Source organism: Amycolatopsis tolypomycina, from assembly GCF_900105945.1.
Classification (GTDB): Bacteria; Actinomycetota; Actinomycetes; order Mycobacteriales; family Pseudonocardiaceae; genus Amycolatopsis; species Amycolatopsis tolypomycina.
In genome coordinates this window covers 633,622-655,126 of the sequence record NZ_FNSO01000004.1, presented here as the reverse complement: position 1 = coordinate 655,126, position 21,505 = coordinate 633,622, and the positions used below count along the sequence as shown (strand labels likewise).

The following is a 21,505-nucleotide window of genomic DNA, read 5'->3' as shown; positions in this document are numbered from 1 at the left end:
TAATACGACGTTAAGCACAACGGGGAACACCCACCTGTGCGACACGGTTGGCTAGGGTGGAACGACCGGAACCGGACCCGCGGAGGATGCAGTGCCCCACTACGACCTGGTGATCGTCGGGACGGGATCGGGGAACTCGATCCTCGGCCCGGGCTTCGCCGGCAAGAAGACGGCGATCGTCGAGAAGGGCACCTTCGGCGGCACCTGCCTCAACGTGGGCTGCATCCCGACGAAGATGTTCGTGTACGCCGCTGACGTCGCGTACACGCCTTCGCACAGCTCGAAGTACGGCGTCGACGAAGAGCTGAAGGGCGTGCGCTGGCGCGACATCCGCGACCGCATCTTCGGCCGGATCGACCCGATCGCCGAGGGCGGCGCGGAGTACCGGCGCAGCCACGAGGACAACGCGAACGTCGACGTCTACGAGGGCAGCGGCCGCTTCACCGGGCACAAGGAGCTGCGCGTCAGTTTCGCCGACGGGCGCCCCGACGAGGTGCTGACCGCCGACAGGTTCGTGCTCGCGGCGGGTGGGCGACCGGTCATCCCCGAGATCCCTGGCCTGGACACCGTCGATTACCACACCTCCGACACGGTGATGCGCCTCGACGAGTTGCCCGAGCGCATCGTCATCCTGGGCGGCGGGTACATCGCGGCCGAGTTCGCGCACGTCTTCGCGTCGTTCGGCGTGCAGGTCACGCTGGTCAACCGCTCCGGGCGGCTGCTGCGCTCGGAGGACGAGGACGTCAGCGCCCGCTTCACCGAGCTGGCCGCCGAGCGGTTCGACGTCCGCCTCGACCGCAAGACCGTGCGGGCGCGCAGGACCGAGGGCGGCGTCGCGCTGGACCTCGAGGGCCCGCAGGGCGCCGAGACCGTCGAGGGCGACGTGCTGCTCATCGCCACCGGCCGCAAGCCGAACTCCGACCTCCTCGACGTCGCCGCCACCGGCGTGACCACAATGGACAGTGGGCACGTCGTGGTCGACGACTACCAGCAGACCGCGGTGGACGGCATCTACGCCCTCGGCGACCTGTCTTCGCCGCACGAGCTCAAGCACGTCGCGAACCACGAAGCCCGCGTGGTGCAGCACAACCTGCTGCACCCGGACGAGCGGATCACCGCCGACCACCGGTTCGTGCCGCACGCGGTCTTCACCCACCCGCAGGTGGCCTCGGTCGGGCTCACCGAGCAGAAGGCCCGCGAGCTCGGCGTGTCCTATGTGGTCTCGAAGCAGGACTACGCCGGGATCGCCTACGGCTGGGCGATGGAGGACACCACGGGCTTCGCGAAGCTCCTGGCCGACCCGGCGACCGGGCAGCTGCTCGGCGCGCACATCATCGGCCCGCAGGCGTCGTCGGTGATCCAGCCGCTCATCCAGGCGATGAGCTTCGGCCTCGACGCGCGGAGCATGGCGCGCGGCCAGTACTGGATCCACCCGGCGATGCCGGAGCTGATCGAGAACGCCCTCCTGAACCTGCCGTTGGACTGAACCGAAGCGGGCCGGGCGACCCCCGGCCCGCCGATCAGGCTTTTTTGGCGTTGAACCGCGCCTTCTTCTGGCGGTTGCCGCACGTGTTCATTTCGCACCACCGGCGGCTGCGGCTCTGGCTCGTGTCGAAGAACGCGGCCCGGCAGGTCGGCGAGGCGCACAAGGCCAGCTTCCCGTCGCGTTCGCCGGCGACGATCTCGATCGCGTCGGCGGCGATCACGCCGAGGGCATCTTCCACGCCGCCGATCCGCCATTGCCGCTTGCCCTCGGGCGTCAGGACGGCCGCGGCCCGGCCCCGGCCGCTCCGGTCGTTGACGACCCGCACCGCGGCCGCCGGGAGCGGGTCGCCGGCCGCGGCCGCCGTCGCGACGGCGTGGATCGACTCCCGCAGCTCCCGGGCGAGGTCGTGCTGCGCGGGAGTGCAGGAGTCCACGGCGAGACCGCTCACCGCCAGCCAGTCGACGAGCCGCTCCGGCGTGGGGATGCGCTCCACCGAGTCGCCCTGACGCTCCGTCAGCGTCGCCGTGAAGCTGGTCGCCAGCACGCTACCGAGGCGGAATTCGGGAAACTCAGCACGCATGGAACCACCTTAGCCGGTTGCAGACCGACACAGCGTCGTGTTAGAACCAGCTTAGCCGGTTCTGAACCGCCTTAGCCGGTTCGCGATGTCTGGAGGTCTCATGTCCCGTCTCACCAGCGAGGTGCACCCGTTCGAAGCCCGCGCGCCCGAAGCCGAACTCGACGATCTGCGCGCCCGGCTGGCCGCCGCGCGGCTGCCGGAAGCCGAGACGACGCAGCGCCGGTGGGAGCAGGGCGTGCCGCTCGCCGACCTCGCCGACGTCGTGGCCTACTGGCGCACCGGATACGACTGGCGCTCGTTCGAAGACCGCCTCGAAGAGATCGGCCAGTTCCGCACGACCGTCGACGGCCTGGGCATCCACTTCCTGCACCGCCGGTCCCCGCGTCCGGACGCCACTCCCCTGCTCCTGACGCACGGCTGGCCGGGCAGCGTCGCCGAGTTCGTCGACGTCGTCGACGAACTGGCCGACCCCGATGACGCCGCCGCGCCGGCGTTCCACGTCGTGGCTCCCTCGCTGCCCGGCTTCGGGTACAGCGACAAACCCGCCACCACCGGGTGGGGCACCGAAAAGACCGCGGCCGCCTGGGTCGAACTGATGGACAGGCTCGGCTACCGCGAGTTCGCCGCCCACGGCGGCGACTGGGGCGGCAACATCACCACCGTGCTCGGCGGCCGGTTCCCGGCGCACGTCCTCGGCATCCACACGACGTTCGCGCAGGGGCTGCCCACGGCGACGACCGAGGGGCTGACCGCGGCCGAGCGCCAGTGGACCGAAGAAACCCACGACTTCTGGCACCACCGCGCGGCGTACGCGAAGCAGCAAGCGACCCGGCCGCAGACCATCGGCTACGCGCTCGTCGACTCGCCGGTCGGGCTCCTCGCCTGGATCCTCGACAAGTTCGCCGAGTGGTCGGACACCGAGGACAGCCCGTTCGAGACGATTTCCCGTGACCGCATTCTCGACAACGTCACCCTGTACTGGCTGACGCGGTCCGGTGCCTCGGCGGCCCGCATCTACTACGAGAGCCACAACTCGCTCGACCCCGACCTCCGCGTCGACGTCCCCGCGGCCATCACGACCTACCCCCGCGACATCGAGAAGTACCCGCGGCCCTGGGCGCAGGAGCGGTACCGGCAGATCGTCCGCTGGCGGGAGCCCGGACGCGGCGGGCACTTCCCGTCGCTGGAGGTCCCCGGGTACTTCGTCGAGGATCTGCGCGCGGGTCTCGCGGCCGTGCTGGCCGCTCGCCGCTGAATCAGACGAAGCGGTGGCGGCCGGCCAGGGCACCGAAGGTCAACTGGACCACGAGCAGGCCGAGCAGCATGGCCAGCGGCACGGTCCAGCCGCCCGCGAGGTCGTGCAGCAGGCCGAACAGGAACGGCCCGAGCGCGGCGAACAGATAGCCGAAGCCCTGCGCCATCCCGGACAGCCGGGCGGTGTCGGCGCCGGTCCGCGCGCGCAGCGCGATGACCGTCAGAGCCAGCGAGAAGGTGCTCATCCCCAGCCCGACGAGGATGCTCCAGAGCAGCGGCGACCACGACGGCGCGAGCATCAGCCCGGCGGTGCCGACGACGCCGAACACGCCCAGCCCGACGATCCACGGGCTCTGCCCGCGCTGCCGGGCCGCCATCGGCGCCACGACGAGGCTGATCGGGACGGCGATCAGCGAGACCAGGCCGAACAGCAGGCCGGCGTCGTCGCGCGGGACGCCCGCGTCCATCAGCACCTGCGGGAACCAGCCCATCGCCGCGTAGGCGTAGAACGCCTGCAGGCCGAAGAAGCCCGTGACGATCCAGGCGAGCCGGTTGCGCAGCAGCGACCGGCCGCCGCCGGCCCCGTCGGCGGGTCGCGGTGCCCGGCCGGTGCCACGGGCTGCGAAAATCCACGCCAGCAGCGCGACGACGGCGAGCACCGCCCAGCTGCCCAGCGCCGGGCGCCAGCCGCCGAGGGCGTCGCCGAGCCGCGGGGTCACCGCCGACCCGAGAGCGCCGCCGCCCTGCAGCGCGGCGGTGTAGACGCCGGTCAGCGCGCCGATGCGCGCCGGGAAGGAGTCCTTGATGACGACCGGGATGAGCACGTTGATCAGGGCGATCCCGGCGGTGGCGACGAGCGTCCCGCCGAGCACCACGGCCGGGCCGTCGAGCACGCGCAGCACAAGGCCGGCGGCGAGGGCGCCCAGCGCGAGCGCGATGGCCGCGCCGATCCCGGCCCGGCGCGCGAGCAGCGGCGCGGCCAGCCCGGCGCCGGCGAAGCAGAGCGTCGGCAACGTCGTGAGCACGCCGGCCCAGACGCCGGCCGTGCCCAGGTCCTGGCGCATTTCGGCGAGCATCGGCCCGACGCCGGTGATGGCCGGGCGCAGGTTGAGGGCGGTGAGCACCACCGCGACCGCGAGCAGTGCGCCGGCGGCGACCACGCCGGGCGTCCGGACCTCGACGGCCCCGTCCAGTTCGAGTTCACGCTGTTCGACGGGCATACCCGCTACTCTCTCATACGTAGGATGATTGGATGAAGGGATAATCCTGTGCCTCTGGCCACCACGCGCCGGACCGGCCTCGTCGACCAGGTCATCGAGCAGTTGCGGACCGCGGTCACGCAGGGCGAATGGCCGATCGGCGAACGCATCCCGACCGAGACGGAGCTCGTCGAGCAGCTCGGCGTCGGGCGCAATACCGTCCGCGAAGCCGTCCGCGCGCTCGCGCACACCGGGCTCCTGGAGGTCCGGCAGGGCGACGGCACCTACGTGCGCGCGACGAGCGAGGTCTCCGGTGCGATCCGCCGGCTCTGCGGCTCGGAGCTGCGCGAAGTCCTGCAGGTCCGGCGCACCCTGGAGGTCGAGGGCGCGCGCCTCGCGGCCGTTGAGCGGACCGAAGAAGAGGTCGCGGAGCTGTGGGCACTGCTCGCCCGCCGCGAGGCGACACTGCACGAAGGCGACTGGCAGGACTTCGCCCGCACCGACGCGGAGTTCCACTTCGCCGTGGTCGGCGCCGGGCACAACCGGCTGCTGACCGAGCTCTACCGAGGGTTGACGGAAGTCATTGCGGCGAGCATCGCGACGACGTCCCGCATCACGCCGGGCGTCGACCACGCGCCGGAAATCGGCCACGAAGGCCTCGCGCAGGCCATCGCCGACCGGGATCCGGACCGCGCCGCCGCGGAGGCTTGCGGCTTCCTGGACGAGCTCCTGGAACGCATCGAACGCTCCTGACCAGCGCTTTCACCTGTCGCCGTCCCCTAAGGGTGCCATTTCAGGGTTGTCGTGGCACCACCGTGGTGCCACAGTAATGCCATGGACCTGACGCCCTTCGTGGACAGCCTCCGCCGCGAGTTCGCGGTAGCCGCCGAGGCGGCCGGCGAGGACGCTGTCGCCCTGGCCGAACGGCTGGCCTCCCCGCTGGAGTCCGCCATCCGGCTCACCCTGCTCGACGCGCTGTCGGCCGCGGCCGACGAGATCACCCGCGACCTCGCCCCCGGCTCCGTCGAAGTACGCCTTCGCCGCCGCGAAGCGGAGTTCGCGGTCGCCCTGCCCACGGCGCCCGAACCGGCACCCGCCGAAGCACCACCGCCGCCGCCCGAGGCCGACGACGGCACCGTCTCGCGGATCAACCTGCGGCTCCCCGACCAGCTGAAGCAGCGGGTCGAGGAGGCCGCGAGCCGCGACCGGCTCTCCATCAACGCCTGGCTCGTCCGGGCCGCGAACACCGCGCTCGGCGCCGACGCGAGCCGACCCCCGCACCGCCGGTCCGTCTACGGCGAGAAGTACACCGGCTGGGTCCGCTGACCCGCCGTCCCTGACCAGCCAAAACACTCCCAACGCACCCCAGGAGGGCGCAGCCATGCCATTTTTCGCCACCCCCGAGCCGATCACGGCCACGCTCGACGTCAGCATGGCCGACGTCCGGATCGTCGCCGGCGACCGCACCGAAACCACCGTCGAGGTCCAGCCGGCCGACCCGGGCGACAACGAGGACGTCAAGGCCGCGGCCAAGACCCGCGTCGAGTTCGCCGACGGCGAGCTGCTGGTCAAGGGCCCGAAGTACACCACCAAGCTGTGGGGCAAGGGCGGCGCGCTGCACGTCACGGTCGAGCTGCCGGCCGGCTCCCGCGTCAAGGCGACGTCCGCGATGGGCGACCTCCACGTCACCGGCCGCCTCGGCGACAGCAGGCTCAAGACGTCCGTGGGCAACATCCACCTCGACGAGACCTCACGGCTGGAAGCGAACACCGCGACCGGGGACGTCTTCGTCGACCGGGCCACCGGGCACGCCGAACTCCACACCGGCTCCGGCGAGCTGCGGGTCCGCGAGATCGACGGCACCGCGGTGCTGAAGAACTCCAACGGCGAGACCCGCGTCGGCGAGGTGACCGGCGACCTGCGCGTCAGCACCGCCAACGGCGACATCCTGGTCGACGTCGCCCACGCCGGCGTCAACGCGAAGACCGCCGCCGGAGACATCCGGCTCGGCGAGGTCATCCGCGACCGGGTCGTCCTCGAAACGGCCGTCGGCGAGATCGAGGTCGGCATCCGCGAGGGCAGTGCCGCGTGGCTCGAGCTGAACTCGCTGACCGGGTCCGTGCGCAACACGCTCACGCCGTCCGACGGGCCGGGCGGCACCACCGAGACCGTCGAGGTCAAGGCCCACACCTACACCGGCGACATCGTCATCCGCCGGGCCTGAAACTCCACACAGACAGGGGAAGATCCATGCCAGATGCCATCGTGGCCGAGGGATTGGTCAAGAAGTACGGGAAGGTCACCGCGCTCGACGGGATGTCGCTGCGGGTGCCCGAGGGCACGGTGCTGGGGGTGCTCGGGCCGAACGGCGCGGGCAAGACCACCACCGTCCAGATCCTCACGACGCTGCAGAAGCCGGACGCGGGCCGGGCGACGGTCGCCGGGTACGACGTCGTCAAGGACGCGCACGTGCTGCGCTCGCACATCGGTGCCTCGGGGCAGTACGCCGCGGTCGACCAGGAGCTGACCGGGGCCGAGAACCTCGAGATGGTCGGCAGGCTCTACCACCTGGGCACCAAGCGGGCCAAGGCCCGCGGCCGGGAGTTGCTCGCCCGGTTCAGCCTGGAGGACGCCGCCGACCGCCCGGTGAAGGGCTACTCCGGCGGCATGCGGCGCCGGCTCGACCTGGCCGGCGCGCTGGTGGCCAACCCGCCGGTGCTGTTCCTCGACGAGCCCACCACGGGGCTCGACCCGCGGGCCCGCACCGAGCTGTGGGACGTCATCACCGAGCTCGTCGCGGGCGGCACCACGCTGCTGCTGACCACGCAGTACCTGGAGGAAGCCGACCGGCTGGCCGACAGCATCGCCGTCGTCGACCACGGGCGTGTGATCGCCCGAGGCACGGCCGACGAGCTCAAGGACCTCGTCGGCGGCGAGCGGATCGAGCTGAGCGTCGGCACCCACGACGACGTCCTCGTGGCCCGGCGGGCGCTGACCCGGTTGGCCAGCGGCGAGCCGCAGGCTGAGGCGTTCCGGCTCACCGTGCCCGTGACCCACGGCGCGAAAGCGCTTACCGAAGCACTGGCGATCCTCGCCGCCGAGGGCGTCGACGTCCGCGACGTCGGTGTTCGCCGCCCCACCCTCGACGACGTTTTCCTCACCCTGACCGGCCACGAGACGGCCGAACCCGCGAAGGAGGCCGTGTGATGAACGCGGTGCAGATGGCCGTCACCGACGGCGTGACGGTGGCCAAGCGCAACTCGATCAAGATCGTCCGGTCGCTGGACCTGCTCGGGTCCATCGTGTTCATGCCGGTGATGTTCGTGCTGCTCTTCGGCTACGTGTTCGGCAGCGTGATCGACATCCCCGGGATGTCCTACCGCGAGTTCATGCTGCCGGGGATCTTCGTCCTCGCGGTGGCGATGGGCAGCATCGTCACCGGCTACGGCCTGACCGACGACCTGCAGAAGGGCATCATCGACCGGTTCCGCTCGCTGCCGATGTCCCCGGCGGCGGTGCTGATCGGCCGCACCACCGCCGACCTGATCCTCAACGTGACGAGCCTGCTGATCATGGGACTCGTGGGGTTGCTGGTCGGCTGGCGCATCCACACCAGCCCGCTCGAAGCGCTCGGCGGCGTGCTCCTGCTGCTCGCCTTCGCCTACGCGCTGTCGTGGGTGATGGGGACGCTCGGGCTGGCCGTGCGCAAGCCCGAGGTGTTCAACAACGTCTCGAGCGTGGCGATCTTCCCGCTGACGTTCCTGGCCAACACCTTCGTCGACAGCGGCCGCCTGCCCACGCCGCTGCGGGTGATCGCCGACTGGAACCCGGTCTCGGCGATCACCCAGGCGTCACGCGAACTGTTCGGCAACACGAGCGCCGCCATGCCGGTGCACGACGCCTGGCCGATGCAGCACGCCGTGCTCGCCTCGGTGCTGTGGATCGCGCTCCTGCTGGCGATCTTCGTGCCCCTTTCGGTGCGCTGCTACAAGAAGGCCACGAGCCACTGACGCTCAGGGCAACGTGAGGATCTCGCTGCCGTCGGCCGTCACTACGAGGGTGTGCTCGAACTGGGCCGTCCACTTCTTGTCCTTCGTGGTGACGGTCCAGTCGTCGGCCCAGATGTCGTAGTCGATGGTGCCCAGGGTGATCATCGGCTCGATCGTGAAGGTCATGCCCTCCTCGATGATCGTGTCGACGGAGGGCTCTTCGTAGTGCAGGATCGTCGGCGGCGTGTGGAACGCCGGGCCGACGCCGTGGCCGGTGAAGTCGCGGACCACGCCGTAGCCGAACCGCTTGGCGTAGGACTCGATCACCCGGCCGATGACGTTCAGCTGACGGCCCGGCCGGACCGCCTTGATCGCCCGCAGCGTCGCCTCGCGGGTGCGCTCCACCAGCAGGCGGGCCTCCTCGGAGACGTCGCCGGCCAGGAAGGTCGCGTTCGTGTCGCCGTGGACGCCGCCGATGTAGGCGGTGACGTCGATGTTGCAGATGTCGCCGTCCTCGATCACCGTCGAGTCCGGGATGCCGTGGCAGATCACCTCGTTGAGCGAGGTGCAGCACGACTTCGGGAAGCGGCGGTAGCCCAGCGTCGAGGGGTAGGCGTGGTGGTCGAGCAGGAACTCGTGCACCACCTTGTCGATGTCGTCCGTGGTGGCGCCCGGCTTGACGGCCTTGCCGCCCTCCTCCAGCGCCTGGGCCGCGATGCGGCCGGCGACCCGCATCTTCTCGATCACCTCGGGCGTGCGCACGCCGTTGCCGGTGTCCCGCTTCGGCGCCGGCTTGTCCACGTACTCGGGACGGGCGATGGAACTGGGGACGTCACGGCGCGGCGTCTGGACGCCGGGAACGAGCGGGGCACGAACGGACATGCCCCCCACCTTACGACGGCCCGGTCAGCCGACCCCCGCCAGGAACCGGTGGGCGGCCTGCACCGCCGGTTTGGACGACCCCGCGTCGGTCAGCAGCACGGCGAACGCCAGGTCGCCGCGGTAGCCGACGAACCAGCCGTGCGAGCGGGAGCCGTCGCCGAACTGGGCTGTGCCGGTCTTGCCCGCGACGTCGGGGATGTCCCGCAGCCCGGTCGCGGTACCCGCGGTGACAACCTCCCGCATCAACGGGCGCAGCGCGTCGAGGACCTCCTGCGACGGCGGGTCGCCGACGTTCTCGGTGGTCGCGGGCATGCCCTTGACGATCGACGGCGACGGCACCTTCCCGGCCTGGACGGTGGCCGCGACCAGCGCCATGCCGAACGGGCTGGCCACCACCCGGCCCTGGCCGAAGCCGTTTTCCGCCCGCTGGACGGCCGAGTCGCTGGCCGGGACGTCCCCGGTGACCGTGGTCAGGCCCGGCACGACGAAGTCGGCACCGAGCCCGAACGAGCGGGCGGTGTCGGTGAGCGACGGCCCCGGCAGGCCGGCGGCGAGCCGCGCGAAGGTCGTGTTGCAGGACCGCGCGAACGCCGTCTTCAGCGGCACCCGGCCCAGGTCGAACCGGCCTTCGTTCGGCACGACGCGGTTGTCGATCGTCGTCGTCCCGGGGCAGTCGACCGCGCTGCCCGCGTCGACCTCGTCCGCCGACAGCGCGGCCGCGGCCGTGACGATCTTGAACGTCGACCCCGGCGGATAGCGTCCGGACAGCGCCAGCGAGCCCTCCTCGTCGGCGGCGTCGTTCTGCGCCACGGCGAGGATGTCCCCGCTCGACGGCTGGATCGCGACGAGCGCGGCTGGGTAGGGCTCGGTCTCGAGCGCCTTTTCGGCGGCGGCCTGCAGCTTCGCGCTGAGCGTGCTGGTGACGGCGGGCGCGGGCCGCGGCGGCTCGGCCTTGAGCTCGGACACCTCGCCGCCGGTGACGTCGCGGGTGACGATCCGCCAGCCGGCCGCCCCGGCCAGCTGCTGCTCGACCAGCGCCCGGATGCCCGGCAGGACCTGCTGCCCGGACCCGCGGGTCACCGGCAGCAGCCGCTCCTGGCTGGCGAAGCGGACGCCGGGCAGGTCGTAGATCGCCGGCTTGACCCGCTGGTAGTCGCCGGCACGCAGGGTGATCACCGGGTAGGCGTCACCGGGCTTCGTCTTGTTCATCCCGTCGAGCACCGACCGGCCGGTGACCGACGGCTCGTAGCGGTGCAGCGCCTTGGCGAGGGTGCCGGCGACGGCACTCGCGTCGCCGGTCTTCTGCGGGTCGACGACCACGCCGATCACGGTCTGCGGGCGCATCAGCGGCACGCCGTCGCGGTCGAGGACCGGCGCCGTCTCCGGGAGCTGCGGCAGCATGCCCAGGGTCTGGCCGACGGCCAGCTGCGGGTGCACGACCGTCGGCTGCCAGTGCACCTGCCAGCCGTTCTCGGCCGCCCGGAGCTGGGCGTCGGCGCGGTAGGACCAGGTGCGGCCGTGCGGCAGGTGCCAGGTCAGCCGGTAGCCGGCGGTCACGACGTCGCCTTCGGGCTGCTTGACGTCTTCCTCGTCGACGTCGAGGCCCTCGGGTTCGAGCACGCCGCGGACCTGGCCGAGGACGGTCTTCGCGGCTTCGGGCGAGTCGGTGTTCGCCGCCGCGGCGGCGACGTCCCCGGACGCGACGGCGTCCAGGAAGGCGGAGAGGGCGTCCTCGGGACTGTCGCCCGAACACCCGGCCGTGGTCGCGGCGGCGAGCAGCAGCACCGCGAGCGCACCGCGACGTCGACGTGCACTCATGGCCGGATGATGCCTGGTCAGCGCGGTGTCGCGGCTGACGAAACACCGCCACGGAAGAGTGGTTAGAACAGCACCGTCGCGTACTGGCCGACCTGCTTGAACCCGATCTTGCGGTAGGCCGCGAGGGCCGGGGTGTTGAAGGCGTTGACGTAGAGGCTGGCGGTGCGGCCGAGGCCGCGGACGAGCCGGTTGACCACCGCGGCCGTGCCGGCGGTGCCCAGCCCGTCGCCCCTTCGCTCGGGGTGCACCCAGACACCCTGGATCTGCCCGACGGTCGCCGACATGGCGCCGATCTCGGCCTTGAAGACGACCTCGCCGTCCTCGAAGCGGGCGAACGCGCGGCCGGCCCCGATCAGCTCGGTGACCCGGGCGCGGTAGCTGGCGCCGCCGTCGCCGCTGCGCGGGTCGACGCCGACCTCCTCGATGAACATCGAGACGGCCGCGGGCAGGTACCGCTCGAGCTCGTCCGGGCGAACCGGCCGGACCAGCGGGTCGGCAGCCACGAGCGGCATGCTGTCGAGGGCCATCAGCGGCTGGTCGTCCCGCACTTCGCGGGCCGGGCCCCACTCGCCTTCGAGCTCGTCCCACAGGCCGAGGACCTGCTCGGCCGGGCCGACGAGGGAGGAACAGGTGCGCTGCCTTCTCAGTGCCCGATCGGCGAAGGAGCGCAACGCGGGCGCGTTGCCGCGCAGCGGGATGAGGTTGGGCCCGGAGAAGCACAGCCCTTGGAGCCGTCCGGCCCGGACCGGACGGCTGTCGGCGGCCCAGAGCTCGCCTCCGAGCCGCCACGGGTCGAGACCCGCGGCCTCGACCCGGGCACTGACCATGCAGCTGCCCACCGGGTCGGCGGCCAGCGCGGCACGAACCGCCGGATAGTCCCGATCGTCGAGCAGCCGTGCACCTGCAAGCCGCAACACGGGCTCCAGGGTGCCAGATTCGGCCGGTAAACGGAACGCGAGGCGGTCGACACGCTGAGATGAACACCCGCGCCGGGCGTCCCGGGCAGAATCGGAGGCATGCAGCGGTACACGTACAAGGTCGTCGAGGTCCGGGAAAAGCTGGTCGGGGGCAAGATGTCGGGCGCCAAGCTCGAGAAGCTGCTCAACGACCACGCGGCCGACGGGTGGCAGCTCAAGGCGATCACCGCCACCGAAGTGAAGGGGCGCGTCGGCCCCGGTGGGGTCGACGGCCTGCTGGTCACCTTCGAGCGGCCGGTGCAGTAGCCCGGTGCCCGGTCAGGCCGCGCCGCGGTAGGTGCCGACCGTCCAGGAGTTGCCCTCCGGGTCGCGGAGGCTGAACGTGTGCGAGCCGTAGTCGGTGTCGGTGAGCTCGGCCGTGATCTCCGCGCCGGCGTCCTTCACCCGCGCGTAGACCTCGTCGACCTTGTCCGACACGACGTACACCGCGGACGCACCCGGCTTCATGGCGTCGTGGACGCCGTCGGGCGGGCGGACGCTGCCCAGCATCACCGCGCCGCCCTCGGGCCAGCGCAGCTCGGCGTGCGCGATCAGGTCGCCCTCGGGCACCACCAAGGCTTCGGTGAAGCCCAGGACGTCGACGAGGAACCGGACCGCGGCCGGGGCGTCGTCGTACCGGAGAGCGGGCCAGACGTTCGGTTCAGGAGTCATGCCGTCAGCTTCGCGCCACCTCCGTCTCCTGGTCTTGGAGGAACGGGAGCTCCTCGGCGATCCACGTGCCCGGCGTGCAGCCCGCCAGCGCGCGCCACTCGTTGGTGAGGTGCGCCTGGTCGTAGAACCCGCACTCGGCCGCGAGCGCCGCCAGGTCCGTCCGGCCCTGCCGCAGCAGGCTGCCGGCCCGCTCGAACCGCAGGACCCGCGCCGCCTGCTTCGGCGTCAGCCCCAGCTCCGTGCGGAACCGCTCGCCCAGGTGCCGCCGGCTCCAGCCGACCTCCTCGGCGAGATCCGTGACGCGCACCTGGCCGCCGGCGCCGCGCAGCCGGCGCCACGCCGCCCCCAGCTCGGGCGGCGGCACCACCGGCTCGACGGCCCGGGTGGCCAGGACGTCGTCCAGCAGCGCGAACCGCTCGCGCCAAGGCAGCTCTCGCAGCCTCTCCGGCAGCCAGCCGAGGCCGAAGTCGGCGAGGTCGGCCACCTCGCCGCTCAGCTCCGCCGCCGTGACGCCGAACAGCGTGCGCACGCCCAGCGGGTCGAGTTCGAGCTGGATCCCCTCCTGCGCGCTGTCCTGCCGGATCAGCACCGCGCGCGTGTGGAGCCCGCCGACCAGCGCCTGGAGGCTCCGCCCGGCCATCCGCACCGGCCCGGCGAGGCTGATGACGAGCGTCACGTGCCGGGACGGCAGGCCGCGGTGGACGGCCAGCGTGACCTCGTCGTTGGCATAGCCGACGTAGCGCGTGACCAGGGGCCGCACCACCGGGTGCGGCTCGCGGATTGCCCAGGTCACAGTCACGAATGCCAGGGTAAACGTCACCACCGACAGTTTCGGGTCTGATAACACGGAGGGTGCGTCCCCACCGCGGAAGGAACCACCCGATGACGATCCAGGAGCAGGCGCAGCAGCTGGAGCTGCTCGCCGACCAGGTGCCGACCGGCATCGCGCTCGCCACCAAGAGCGACCTCGAAGACCTCCAGGCGCAGGTGCTCGGCCTGCTCGGGGAGACGTCCACCGCGACCGCGATCCAGGGCGCCATCCAGCTCGCCTCGCAGCAGATCGACGAGGTCGCGGCCGCGCTCGAGAACGTGCGCCTGCAGATCCGCGACGCCGCCCAGCACCACCTCCAGGGCTGAAGACGCCGAAGCCCTCCGCACCACCCGGGTGCGGAGGGCTTCGGCGGAAGAACTCAGCCGGCGGTGACCACCGGCGCGCCCTCACCCAAGGACTCGCCCGCCTCTTCGGCGATGCGCATGGCCTCTTCGATGAGCGTCTCGACGATCGCGTGCTCGGGCACCGTCTTGATGACCTCGCCCTTGACGAAGATCTGGCCCTTGCCGTTGCCCGACGCGACGCCGAGGTCGGCCTCGCGGGCTTCGCCGGGGCCGTTCACGACGCAGCCCATGACCGCCACGCGCAGCGGGATCTCCATGCCCTCGAGCCCGGCGGTGACCTGCTCGGCGAGCGTGTAGACGTCGACCTGCGCGCGCCCGCACGACGGGCACGAGACGATCTCCAGCTTGCGCTGCTTGAGGTTCAGGGACTGCAGGATCTGGATGCCGACCTTGACCTCTTCGACCGGCGGCGCGGACAGCGAGACGCGGATCGTGTCGCCGATGCCCTGGCGCAGCAGCGCGCCGAACGCGACGGCCGACTTGATCGTGCCCTGGAACGCCGGGCCGGCCTCGGTGACGCCGAGGTGCAGCGGGTAGTCGCACTGCTCGGCGAGGATCTCGTAGGCGCGCACCATGACCACCGGGTCGTTGTGCTTCACCGAGATCTTGATGTCGTGGAAGTCGTGCTCGGCGAACAGCGACGCCTCCCACAGCGCCGACTCCGCGAGCGCCTCGGGGGTCGCCTTGCCGTACTTGTCCATGATCCGCTTGTCGAGCGAGCCGGCGTTGACGCCGATCCGGATCGGCGTGCCGTGGTCCTTCGCGGCCTGCGCGATCTCCTTGACCTGGTCGTCGAACTTCCGGATGTTGCCCGGGTTGACGCGCACCGCCGCGCAGCCGGCCTCGATCGCCGCGAAGACGTACTTCGGCTGGAAGTGGATGTCGGCGATCACCGGGATCTGCGACTTGCGCGCGATCGCGGGCAGGGCCTCGGCGTCGTCGGCCGACGGGCACGCCACGCGGACGATGTCGCAGCCCGCGGCGGTCAGCTCGGCGATCTGCTGCAGCGTGGCGTTGACGTCAGAGGTGAGCGTCGTCGTCATCGACTGGACGGAGATCGGGTGGTCGCTGCCGACACCGACCGGGCCCACCTGGAGCTGGCGGGTCTTGCGGCGCTCGGAGAGAACGGGCGGGGGCAGGGCTGGCATACCGAGTGCGACGGTCACGGCTTCCAGCGTACCTACCCCTACTGGGCCACCTTCACCATGTCAACCGTCACGGTGAGCAGCATTACGGCGAGGGTGAGCGGCCGCGAACGGGCCGCCACCCCTCCGTGAGAGCTACGGGCCGATCCGGATCGGGTTGACGATGTCGGCCGTCACCGTGAGTAGGGTCACCGCGCCACCGATCAGCACGAGCACCATCGTGATGCCGGACAGCTTCGTGTAGTCGACGGGACCGGCGGCCGCCTTGCCCCGCCGGGCCCGGATCCAGTCGCGGACGCGCTCGTACCAGACGACCGCGATGTGCCCGCCGTCGAGCGGCAGCAGCAGGTTGAACACGCCGATGAAGAAGTTCAGGCTGGCCAGCAGGAAGAAGAACAGCACCCAGATGCCCTGCTCGACGGCCTCGCCGCCGATCCGGCTCGCGCCGACGACGCTGACCGGCGTGTTCGGGTCGCGCTCGCCGCCGAAGATCGCGGTGACGACGGCGGGGATGCGCTCGGGGAACTCGATGAGCCGCTGGGCCGTCTCCGCGAACATCGTGCCGGTGAAGCTGACCGTGGCGCCGACCGCGGCGACCGGGCCGTACTGCGTGGTCAACGACGGCGGCTGGGGCGAGGCGCCGATCATGCCGACTTCCTTGGTCCCGTTCGCGGACCAGCGTTCGACCTTCGGCACGTCGACGACGAGCCACAGCTGCTGGTTGCCGCGCTGCACCTCGAACACCGTCCGGCCGCTGGTGGCCTGCACGGCGGTGAGCATCTCCGCCCAGGTCGCGACCGGCTTCCCGCCGACCGCGAGCACCTTGTCGCCGGCCTGCAGCCCGGCCGTCTTCGCCGGCGTCAGCGCGCCCGGCGGGCAGGTGGGGTTGTTGGCCTGGGCGTCGGCCTGCGCCTTCGTCGTGGTCGAGACGGCGCAGGAGGTCGAGGCCAGCACGGGCTGGACCGGTTCGGAGGCCGCCAGGTTCGGCAGCCCCATGGTCACGGCCATCAGGTACAGGACCAGGAAACCCAGGATGAAGTGGGTGATCGACCCGGCCGACATCACGACGGTGCGCTTCCAGGTCTTGAACCGCCACATCGCGCGCGGCGCCTCGTCCGGGGTCACCTCGTCGAGCGCGGTCATGCCGGCGATGTCGCAGAACCCGCCGAGCGGGATCCACTTCAGGCCGTACTCGGTCTCGCCGCGGCGCCAGGAGAACACCGTGGGCCCGAAGCCCACGAAGTACCGGCGGACCTTCATGCCGAAGGCCTTCGCGGTGAGCATGTGACCGGCTTCGTGCAGTGCGACGGAGACACAGATCCCCAGCGCGAAGAGCACCACCCCGATGATGTAGGCGAGCACCCGCTACTTCCCCTCGATGATCGAACCGGCCCGCGCACGAGCCCACCGCTCGGCCGCGAGAACGTCCTCGACGTCGCGTGGTTCGCGACGCCATTCGTCGGCGGCTCCCACCACCTCGGAAACAGTGTCCACTATCGACGTGAAGCTGGTGTTCTGCGCGAGGAAGGCGGCCACGAGCTCTTCGTTCGCGGCGTTGTAGATCGCGGGCAGGCAGCCGCCCGCGCTCCCGCAGTGCCGGGCGAGCTCGACGGCGGGGAAGGCCTCGTCGTCCAGCGGCTCGAAGCTCCAGGTCGCGGCGGTGTCCCAGGTGCAGGCGGCGGCGGCGCCGGGAACGCGGTCGGGCCAGTGCAGCGCGAGCGCGATCGGCAGCCGCATGTCGGGCGGGCTGGCCTGGGCGATCGTCGAGCCGTCGGTGAAGGTCACCATCGAGTGCACGATCGACTGCGGGTGCACGGTGACGTCGATCTGCTCCGGCGCGATGTCGAACAGCAGGGCCGCCTCGATCAGCTCGAGGCCCTTGTTGACCAGGGTGGCGGAGTTGATCGTGATGAGCGGGCCCATGGACCAGGTGGGGTGCGCCATCGCCTGCTCGACGGTGACGCCGGCCAGCTCCGCGCGCTTGCGGCCGCGGAACGGGCCGCCGGACGCGGTGAGGACGAGCCGCGCGACTTCGCTTTCCTTGCCGGCCCGCAGCGCCTGCGCGATGGCGGAGTGTTCGGAGTCGACGGGCACGAGCTGCCCGGGCTTGGCGGCGGCGAGCACCAGCGGCCCGCCGGCGATGAGCGACTCCTTGTTGGCCAGGGCGAGGGTGGCGCCGGTGGCGAGCGCCTTGAGCGTCGGCTCGAGGCCGCGGGAGCCCGGGAGGGCGTTGAGAACGGTGTCCGTTTTTACCGAGTCGATCAGTTCGGTGACGGCGTCGGAGCCGGCGAAGAGCCGCGGGAGCTTGAACTCGCCACGGGCGTACCCGCGCTTCTGCGCCTCGGCGTACAGCGCGAGCTGCACGTCTTCGGCGGCCGTGGCCTTGGTCACGGCGACGGCCTCGACCCCGTGGGCGATGGCCTGCGCGGCGAGCGCGGCCGGATCGGCCCCACCGGCGGCGATCCCGGCCACCCGGAAGAGGTGCGGGTTGCGCGCGGCGACGTCGAGGGCCTGCACACCGATGGACCCGGTCGAGCCGAGCACGAGAACGCTTCGCGAGGTAGTCATCGCCGGTCATTGTCGCGCGGGGCGTCTCCGCGGCGCACCCGGAGGCTCCCTCGGCCGCCGGGCGCTCCTCCCCGCGGCCGGCCCGGTTCGGGGGCCCTCCCGCGTGGCCGCCACCACTCGGGGCGTCTCCGCGGCGCACCCGGAGGTGTGGGATCATCGGCGGGTCCGAGGTTCACGGGGTTTGAGGAGTTCATCGTGGCAGGCAAGGCGGTCGAGAAGAGGCGGCCCGAGGTCGACCCGCGCGACGAGCCGTCCGCGGCCTGGGGCTGGCACGGCTCGTTCCCGAAGGCCACCCGCATCGCCGGCTGGGTCAGCGCGATCATCCTGCTGGTGATGATCAAGGGCAACCACGAGAACAACACCGAGAACGTGTGGCTCGTCGGCCTGTCGGCGTTCCTCGTGCTGCTGCTGGTGCTGGACATCCGCAAGCAGCGCACAGCCTGGCGCAAGTAGTCGGTTTTTCGCTAACGTCCCCGGCATGAAGCTGCGCTGGGGACTTGCTGTTCTGTCCGTTTTGGGTGCCCTGGTGGCGGCTCCGGCACCGGCCTCGGCGTCGGTGCCGCTGGTCCGGTGTGAGTTCACGCCCACTCCGGACAACCCGGCTGCGCGGCCGGTGGTGCGTCCTTTGCCCTTCGCGTTGACGCGCGGGACTGTCGATGTGACGTTCCGGTTCAACTACGGGCCGGTGACCGTGCGGCTGGATCGCGGTGGGGCTGCGCCTTGTGCCGTGCACAACATGGTTTCGCTGGTTCTGCAGCGGTTCTATGACCGGTCGCAGTGCTGGCGTTTGTCCAACTCCGCTCGTCTTGGTGTTCTTCAGTGTGGGGACATTTACGAGGTGGAGAAGGGCGGGCCGGGGTATCGGTTCCCGGATGAGGTTTCGGGTTCCGAGACGTACCCGCGCGGGACGATCGCGATGGGGAACCAGGGGCCGGGGACCAATGGGTCGGAGTTCTTCATCGTCCACTCGTTCGCGAACATCCCGGCGAACTACTCGGTGATGGGGCGAGTGGTTCGGGGGATGTCAGCTCTTGACCGGATGGTCGAGGACGGGATCATTCCGACGGATCCGAACGGGCCGCTGGACGGGGCGCCGGCGAAGCCGGTGAAGATCCAGCGAGCCACGGTCGGCTGGTAGGTCGCCCGTAGCCTTTGCCGTCAGCGGCTACCACGACTCGACGTACTCTCGCCAGAACGAAATCTCGGCTTGCTCGGTCGCCACGTCGAGCCGCACCACGAACGCGAGGAAGTCGTCGAGAAGATCGTATTGCTCGATGCTGTGCCGCAGCGGCTTGATCTCCTGCCACGCCCAGTACCAGCGCCAAGCTGATTCGACGAAGTTCGCCACCGAAGAGTTGACGAACGAGTCCGGGACTTCAGACATACCGGAAACACCCCACACTGCGCCGGTCGCCGGCTCCGCACCGACCTCCAAGCCTGCCAGCAGCCCCAGGCCGTACAGTGGCCGGCCTCCAGCCGTGATGGCCGGCGCAGTACCAACCTGGACATCGCCGCACATACGGCATTCGTCGACGACCGGAAGCCCCCACCGGGTCAGCGCAGCACGATCGCCGTCCGACATGCTCCACTCCTGGATCTGCCCCGGCCCGGGCAATACCTGGTCCGATGCCAGAACCAGGCGATCAAGAGGCAGCAGCAGCATTTGCCCCAAGCGCTGTCGACACACGCTCATCCTGCCGCCCACCTTTATTCGGTCACCCCGATTGAACGGTAACGCCGAGTCACATCGCGCACCGACGCGTGCTCCGAACCTTCGCCCCCAGGCGGTATGCCCGGATCGCCCGACTACATTGTGCAGGTTCAGCCGCTGAGCTTCGTGGGGGACCAGGCGATGATGACGCACGACGAATACCTGGCGACGCGAAGATTCCCGGCCCTCGACGGCGTGCGCGCCGTCGCCGCCTTGCTCGTGGTTGTCTTCCACTACGGCGGCCCCACCTGGACGAGGACCAACGGCTGGATCGGCGTGCACCTGTTCTTCGTGCTCTCCGGCTACCTGATCACCACACTGGCGCTGCGGGAAGAGGCCCGCAACGGCCGGCTCTCCCTGACCGACTTCTACATCCGCCGCGCCTTTCGCATCCTTCCCGTCTACTACGTCGTGATGGGCGTGGTCGTCGTCTTCGCTTACTTCCGTGGCATGGGCTTGCGGCAAAGCGGCATCGTGGCCACGCTGCCGTGGAACGTCGTTTTTCTCGGCGAGTACCACTTCATGCCGTTGTACGGGCACTCCTGGACGCTCGGCGTCGAGCAGAAGTTCTACCTCGTGTGGCCGCTGCTGGCATTCGGCCTCGGCGCGCTCAGCTTCGTCAAGCGCCTCAGCCTCTCCGTCGGCCTCGTCGCCGTCATGCTCGCCCTGATCCCCTTCGTGCAGTACGCGGGCGCTTACTCGCCGATCCTCATCGGCTGCACGCTGGCCATCGTGCTGCACCACGGCAAAGGCTTCGCCGCACTCCGGGTGTTCACCCGTCCGGCCGTCGGCCTGCTGGTCGCCGCCACGCTGGTCACGGTTCAGATCATGTTCAAGGAGATCACCGCTTTCCTGCACGACGACGGCGGCTCGATCACCGGCACCGGATACGTCCTGCTCGTCGCCTTGCTGGTGCCATCGCTGGTCACGGGACGCGGACCGCTGGCATGGACCTTGTCGCTGCGGCCGATGCGCTTCGTCGGGGAGCGGTCGTACTCGCTTTACCTCGTCCAAGCGGTCGCCTCGATGGCAGTCGCCGGTGCCATCCCCCGGTTCGCGACGCGCGGCACGCTCACCGCTGTCGCCGTGGCGATCGTCGCACTGCTGGCCGCCGATCTCCTCTACCGCTGGGTCGAGGTGCCGATGATCGACGCCGGACGCCGGATCATCGCCCGTCGCCGGGCGAAGAAGGCCAACCCGGCGGCCGAGCCCGCGCTCGCCACAGTCTGACGAAGCCGGTACCCCTCAACCGGCGAGCTCGGCACCCAGGAAGTCCAGGAACCGCCCGATGTCCGGGGCGACGACCGTGACGTCGCCACCGTCGTACGGTGCGCCGCGTGCGAAGAACGAGCCGTCCGCCAGCCGGTAGACGCCACGGCCGCTCATGCTCAGCGCAAACAAACCTCCACCACCGTCCGAACCGAACACGACGATGCTGTCCTCGACCGTTCCGATGAGCCGGGTCGGCGAATCGCCTTGGATGCCGAGCAGGACCATCTCCGGGGCGTGGATGAAGTACCCGTTTCCCACGTCCGGAAGCGAAACCTCGCGGACCACGTCGTACAGCACGGCCAGCTCGCCGGAAAAGCCTTTCGCGGGCGCGGTGGCCAGCACCACCCGGTTCACGTCCGGCCGGTAGCCGCATCGCTCCTCGAAGCTTGCGGTGAATTGCGTGGCGAGGGCGTTCATCCCGGCGGCTCGCCAGGCCGTTTCGAAGACCTCCGCGGAGATCGGCTCGGGAGTGAATTCCGGTTGGGCCGCGATTTCCGCCGACTCGGGGACCGGCTCGGAGCCCAGTCTCGTCGAGCCGGTCGCCTCGCCCGGGCCGGCACGGTCGCCTCGGCCGTCACGGTAGACCTCGACCTTGCGAATCTCGTGACGAGCGGCGTCCAGTTCGCTGTAGAGCAGGACCGGATCGCCGGACACGTCGTGGTGCCAGCCGACTCGAAGGTGCGTCACTTCGCCGCCCGACGTACCGCGGCGAGCGCGTCGTCGAGGATCGCTGCGGTTGTCACGAGCCCTCCAACGGAAAAGCCGGGTGCCACCCGGCACCCGGCACCCGGCTTCCG

General features: G+C 70.7%; 24 protein-coding genes. 12 read left to right on the top strand and 12 right to left on the bottom strand.

Going from position 1 to position 21,505, the window contains the following annotated elements:
- The first annotated feature begins 91 nt into the window (after window positions 1-91).
- Window positions 92-1,486 carry a mycothione reductase gene (locus BLW76_RS13735; RefSeq protein WP_091306961.1) on the top strand — a complete coding sequence of 465 codons (1,395 nt, stop codon included), beginning with the start codon at window positions 92-94 and terminating at the stop codon, window positions 1,484-1,486.
- A 34-nt stretch (window positions 1,487-1,520) separates the two neighbouring features.
- On the opposite strand, the gene BLW76_RS13730 is transcribed toward BLW76_RS13735, so the two are convergent.
- Window positions 1,521-2,066: a CGNR zinc finger domain-containing protein gene (locus BLW76_RS13730; protein WP_091306959.1), complete on the bottom strand. Its 546-nt coding sequence runs from the start codon at window positions 2,064-2,066 to the stop codon at window positions 1,521-1,523.
- A gap of 100 nt (window positions 2,067-2,166) precedes the next feature.
- Between BLW76_RS13730 and BLW76_RS13725 the strand changes: the two genes are divergently transcribed.
- Window positions 2,167-3,321, top strand: a complete 1,155-nt coding sequence (locus BLW76_RS13725; RefSeq protein ID WP_091306957.1) for an epoxide hydrolase family protein — start codon at window positions 2,167-2,169, stop codon at window positions 3,319-3,321.
- 1 nt (window position 3,322) lies between these two features.
- On the opposite strand, the gene BLW76_RS13720 is transcribed toward BLW76_RS13725, so the two are convergent.
- Window positions 3,323-4,540, bottom strand: a complete 1,218-nt coding sequence (locus BLW76_RS13720; RefSeq protein ID WP_091306955.1) for a CynX/NimT family MFS transporter — start codon at window positions 4,538-4,540, stop codon at window positions 3,323-3,325.
- A 48-nt stretch (window positions 4,541-4,588) separates the two neighbouring features.
- On the opposite strand from BLW76_RS13720, the gene BLW76_RS13715 reads away from it, so the two are divergent.
- The 5 genes from BLW76_RS13715 to BLW76_RS13695 all read left to right on the top strand — a co-directional run bounded on the left by BLW76_RS13715 (window position 4,589) and on the right by BLW76_RS13695 (window position 8,529).
- Entirely contained in the window at window positions 4,589-5,272 is a 684-nt protein-coding gene (locus BLW76_RS13715; protein ID WP_091306953.1) for a FadR/GntR family transcriptional regulator, read from the top strand.
- 81 nt (window positions 5,273-5,353) lie between these two features.
- On the top strand, window positions 5,354-5,845 hold the full coding sequence (locus BLW76_RS13710; protein WP_091306951.1) for a hypothetical protein: 492 nt from the start codon (window positions 5,354-5,356) through the stop codon (window positions 5,843-5,845).
- 55 nt (window positions 5,846-5,900) lie between these two features.
- Window positions 5,901-6,743, top strand: coding sequence for a DUF4097 family beta strand repeat-containing protein (locus BLW76_RS13705; protein ID WP_091306948.1), 843 nt, complete (start codon window positions 5,901-5,903; stop codon window positions 6,741-6,743).
- Between the two features lie 26 nt (window positions 6,744-6,769).
- Complete coding sequence (locus tag BLW76_RS13700; RefSeq protein WP_091306945.1) at window positions 6,770-7,726, top strand: ATP-binding cassette domain-containing protein; 957 nt, start codon at window positions 6,770-6,772, stop codon at window positions 7,724-7,726.
- Window positions 7,726-8,529 carry an ABC transporter permease gene (locus tag BLW76_RS13695; RefSeq protein WP_167384598.1) on the top strand — a complete coding sequence of 268 codons (804 nt, stop codon included), beginning with the start codon at window positions 7,726-7,728 and terminating at the stop codon, window positions 8,527-8,529. The genes BLW76_RS13700 and BLW76_RS13695 overlap by 1 nt, the downstream gene beginning before the upstream one ends.
- Before the next feature lie 3 nt (window positions 8,530-8,532).
- Here BLW76_RS13695 and map read toward each other — a convergent pair whose 3' ends face one another.
- The 3 genes from map to BLW76_RS13680 form a co-directional block, all read right to left on the bottom strand.
- Window positions 8,533-9,390 (bottom strand): type I methionyl aminopeptidase, encoded by an 858-nt coding sequence (gene map, locus BLW76_RS13690; protein ID WP_091306941.1) that lies wholly within the window; start codon window positions 9,388-9,390, stop codon window positions 8,533-8,535.
- 24 nt (window positions 9,391-9,414) lie between these two features.
- Window positions 9,415-11,208, bottom strand: a complete 1,794-nt coding sequence (locus tag BLW76_RS13685; RefSeq protein WP_208613286.1) for a penicillin-binding transpeptidase domain-containing protein — start codon at window positions 11,206-11,208, stop codon at window positions 9,415-9,417.
- A gap of 62 nt (window positions 11,209-11,270) precedes the next feature.
- Window positions 11,271-12,125 (bottom strand): GNAT family N-acetyltransferase, encoded by an 855-nt coding sequence (locus tag BLW76_RS13680; protein ID WP_091306938.1) that lies wholly within the window; start codon window positions 12,123-12,125, stop codon window positions 11,271-11,273.
- Window positions 12,126-12,224: 99 nt separating this feature from the next.
- Between BLW76_RS13680 and BLW76_RS13675 the strand changes: the two genes are divergently transcribed.
- On the top strand, window positions 12,225-12,431 hold the full coding sequence (locus tag BLW76_RS13675; RefSeq protein ID WP_091306935.1) for a DUF4177 domain-containing protein: 207 nt from the start codon (window positions 12,225-12,227) through the stop codon (window positions 12,429-12,431).
- Window positions 12,432-12,443: 12 nt separating this feature from the next.
- Here BLW76_RS13675 and BLW76_RS13670 read toward each other — a convergent pair whose 3' ends face one another.
- Both BLW76_RS13670 and BLW76_RS13665 read right to left on the bottom strand, forming a co-directional pair.
- The gene (locus BLW76_RS13670) at window positions 12,444-12,836 is read right to left on the bottom strand and encodes a VOC family protein (RefSeq protein ID WP_091306933.1); all 393 of its coding nucleotides are present in this window, start codon (window positions 12,834-12,836) and stop codon (window positions 12,444-12,446) included.
- Between the two features lie 4 nt (window positions 12,837-12,840).
- On the bottom strand, window positions 12,841-13,635 hold the full coding sequence (locus BLW76_RS13665; protein ID WP_208613285.1) for a helix-turn-helix domain-containing protein: 795 nt from the start codon (window positions 13,633-13,635) through the stop codon (window positions 12,841-12,843).
- An 83-nt stretch (window positions 13,636-13,718) separates the two neighbouring features.
- On the opposite strand from BLW76_RS13665, the gene BLW76_RS13660 reads away from it, so the two are divergent.
- Entirely contained in the window at window positions 13,719-13,973 is a 255-nt protein-coding gene (locus tag BLW76_RS13660) for a hypothetical protein (protein ID WP_003057586.1), read from the top strand.
- Between the two features lie 53 nt (window positions 13,974-14,026).
- Here the strand turns inward: BLW76_RS13660 and ispG are convergent, their stop codons facing one another.
- The 3 genes from ispG to dxr all read right to left on the bottom strand — a co-directional run bounded on the left by ispG (window position 14,027) and on the right by dxr (window position 17,725).
- On the bottom strand, window positions 14,027-15,178 hold the full coding sequence (ispG, locus tag BLW76_RS13655; RefSeq protein WP_167384597.1) for a flavodoxin-dependent (E)-4-hydroxy-3-methylbut-2-enyl-diphosphate synthase: 1,152 nt from the start codon (window positions 15,176-15,178) through the stop codon (window positions 14,027-14,029).
- Window positions 15,179-15,292: 114 nt separating this feature from the next.
- Window positions 15,293-16,519: a M50 family metallopeptidase gene (locus BLW76_RS13650; protein WP_091306929.1), complete on the bottom strand. Its 1,227-nt coding sequence runs from the start codon at window positions 16,517-16,519 to the stop codon at window positions 15,293-15,295.
- Window positions 16,520-16,522: 3 nt separating this feature from the next.
- Entirely contained in the window at window positions 16,523-17,725 is a 1,203-nt protein-coding gene (gene dxr, locus BLW76_RS13645) for a 1-deoxy-D-xylulose-5-phosphate reductoisomerase (RefSeq protein WP_091306926.1), read from the bottom strand.
- Window positions 17,726-17,920: 195 nt separating this feature from the next.
- Between dxr and BLW76_RS13640 the strand changes: the two genes are divergently transcribed.
- The gene (locus BLW76_RS13640; protein ID WP_091306924.1) at window positions 17,921-18,178 is read left to right on the top strand and encodes a DUF2631 domain-containing protein; all 258 of its coding nucleotides are present in this window, start codon (window positions 17,921-17,923) and stop codon (window positions 18,176-18,178) included.
- A 25-nt stretch (window positions 18,179-18,203) separates the two neighbouring features.
- Window positions 18,204-18,863 carry a peptidylprolyl isomerase gene (locus BLW76_RS13635; RefSeq protein ID WP_091306922.1) on the top strand — a complete coding sequence of 220 codons (660 nt, stop codon included), beginning with the start codon at window positions 18,204-18,206 and terminating at the stop codon, window positions 18,861-18,863.
- 27 nt (window positions 18,864-18,890) lie between these two features.
- On the opposite strand, the gene BLW76_RS13630 is transcribed toward BLW76_RS13635, so the two are convergent.
- Complete coding sequence (locus tag BLW76_RS13630) at window positions 18,891-19,388, bottom strand: SUKH-4 family immunity protein (protein ID WP_167384596.1); 498 nt, start codon at window positions 19,386-19,388, stop codon at window positions 18,891-18,893.
- Window positions 19,389-19,577: 189 nt separating this feature from the next.
- On the opposite strand from BLW76_RS13630, the gene BLW76_RS13625 reads away from it, so the two are divergent.
- On the top strand, window positions 19,578-20,666 hold the full coding sequence (locus tag BLW76_RS13625) for an acyltransferase family protein (protein WP_091319368.1): 1,089 nt from the start codon (window positions 19,578-19,580) through the stop codon (window positions 20,664-20,666).
- Between the two features lie 15 nt (window positions 20,667-20,681).
- Here BLW76_RS13625 and BLW76_RS13620 read toward each other — a convergent pair whose 3' ends face one another.
- Window positions 20,682-21,488: a DUF6881 domain-containing protein gene (locus BLW76_RS13620; protein WP_143060619.1), complete on the bottom strand. Its 807-nt coding sequence runs from the start codon at window positions 21,486-21,488 to the stop codon at window positions 20,682-20,684.
- Window positions 21,489-21,505 lie beyond the last annotated feature (17 nt).

Excerpts from the sequence above, each read along its gene's own strand:
- BLW76_RS13720 (WP_091306955.1), bottom strand. The coding sequence starts at position 4,540 with ATGCCCGTCGAACAGCGTGAACTCGAACTGGACGGGGCCGTCGAGGTC.
- BLW76_RS13675 (WP_091306935.1), top strand. The coding sequence starts at position 12,225 with ATGCAGCGGTACACGTACAAGGTCGTCGAGGTCCGGGAAAAGCTGGTC.
- BLW76_RS13700 (WP_091306945.1), top strand. The coding sequence starts at position 6,770 with ATGCCAGATGCCATCGTGGCCGAGGGATTGGTCAAGAAGTACGGGAAG.
- BLW76_RS13670 (WP_091306933.1), bottom strand. The coding sequence starts at position 12,836 with ATGACTCCTGAACCGAACGTCTGGCCCGCTCTCCGGTACGACGACGCC.
- BLW76_RS13695 (WP_167384598.1), top strand. The coding sequence starts at position 7,726 with ATGAACGCGGTGCAGATGGCCGTCACCGACGGCGTGACGGTGGCCAAG.
- map (WP_091306941.1), bottom strand. The coding sequence starts at position 9,390 with ATGTCCGTTCGTGCCCCGCTCGTTCCCGGCGTCCAGACGCCGCGCCGT.
- BLW76_RS13685 (WP_208613286.1), bottom strand. The coding sequence starts at position 11,208 with ATGAGTGCACGTCGACGTCGCGGTGCGCTCGCGGTGCTGCTGCTCGCC.
- BLW76_RS13725 (WP_091306957.1), top strand. The coding sequence starts at position 2,167 with ATGTCCCGTCTCACCAGCGAGGTGCACCCGTTCGAAGCCCGCGCGCCC.
- BLW76_RS13730 (WP_091306959.1), bottom strand. The coding sequence starts at position 2,066 with ATGCGTGCTGAGTTTCCCGAATTCCGCCTCGGTAGCGTGCTGGCGACC.
- BLW76_RS13635 (WP_091306922.1), top strand. The coding sequence starts at position 18,204 with ATGAAGCTGCGCTGGGGACTTGCTGTTCTGTCCGTTTTGGGTGCCCTG.
- BLW76_RS13710 (WP_091306951.1), top strand. The coding sequence starts at position 5,354 with ATGGACCTGACGCCCTTCGTGGACAGCCTCCGCCGCGAGTTCGCGGTA.
- BLW76_RS13625 (WP_091319368.1), top strand. The coding sequence starts at position 19,578 with ATGATGACGCACGACGAATACCTGGCGACGCGAAGATTCCCGGCCCTC.
- BLW76_RS13630 (WP_167384596.1), bottom strand. The coding sequence starts at position 19,388 with ATGCTGCTGCTGCCTCTTGATCGCCTGGTTCTGGCATCGGACCAGGTA.
- dxr (WP_091306926.1), bottom strand. The coding sequence starts at position 17,725 with ATGACTACCTCGCGAAGCGTTCTCGTGCTCGGCTCGACCGGGTCCATC.
- BLW76_RS13660 (WP_003057586.1), top strand. The coding sequence starts at position 13,719 with ATGACGATCCAGGAGCAGGCGCAGCAGCTGGAGCTGCTCGCCGACCAG.
- BLW76_RS13705 (WP_091306948.1), top strand. The coding sequence starts at position 5,901 with ATGCCATTTTTCGCCACCCCCGAGCCGATCACGGCCACGCTCGACGTC.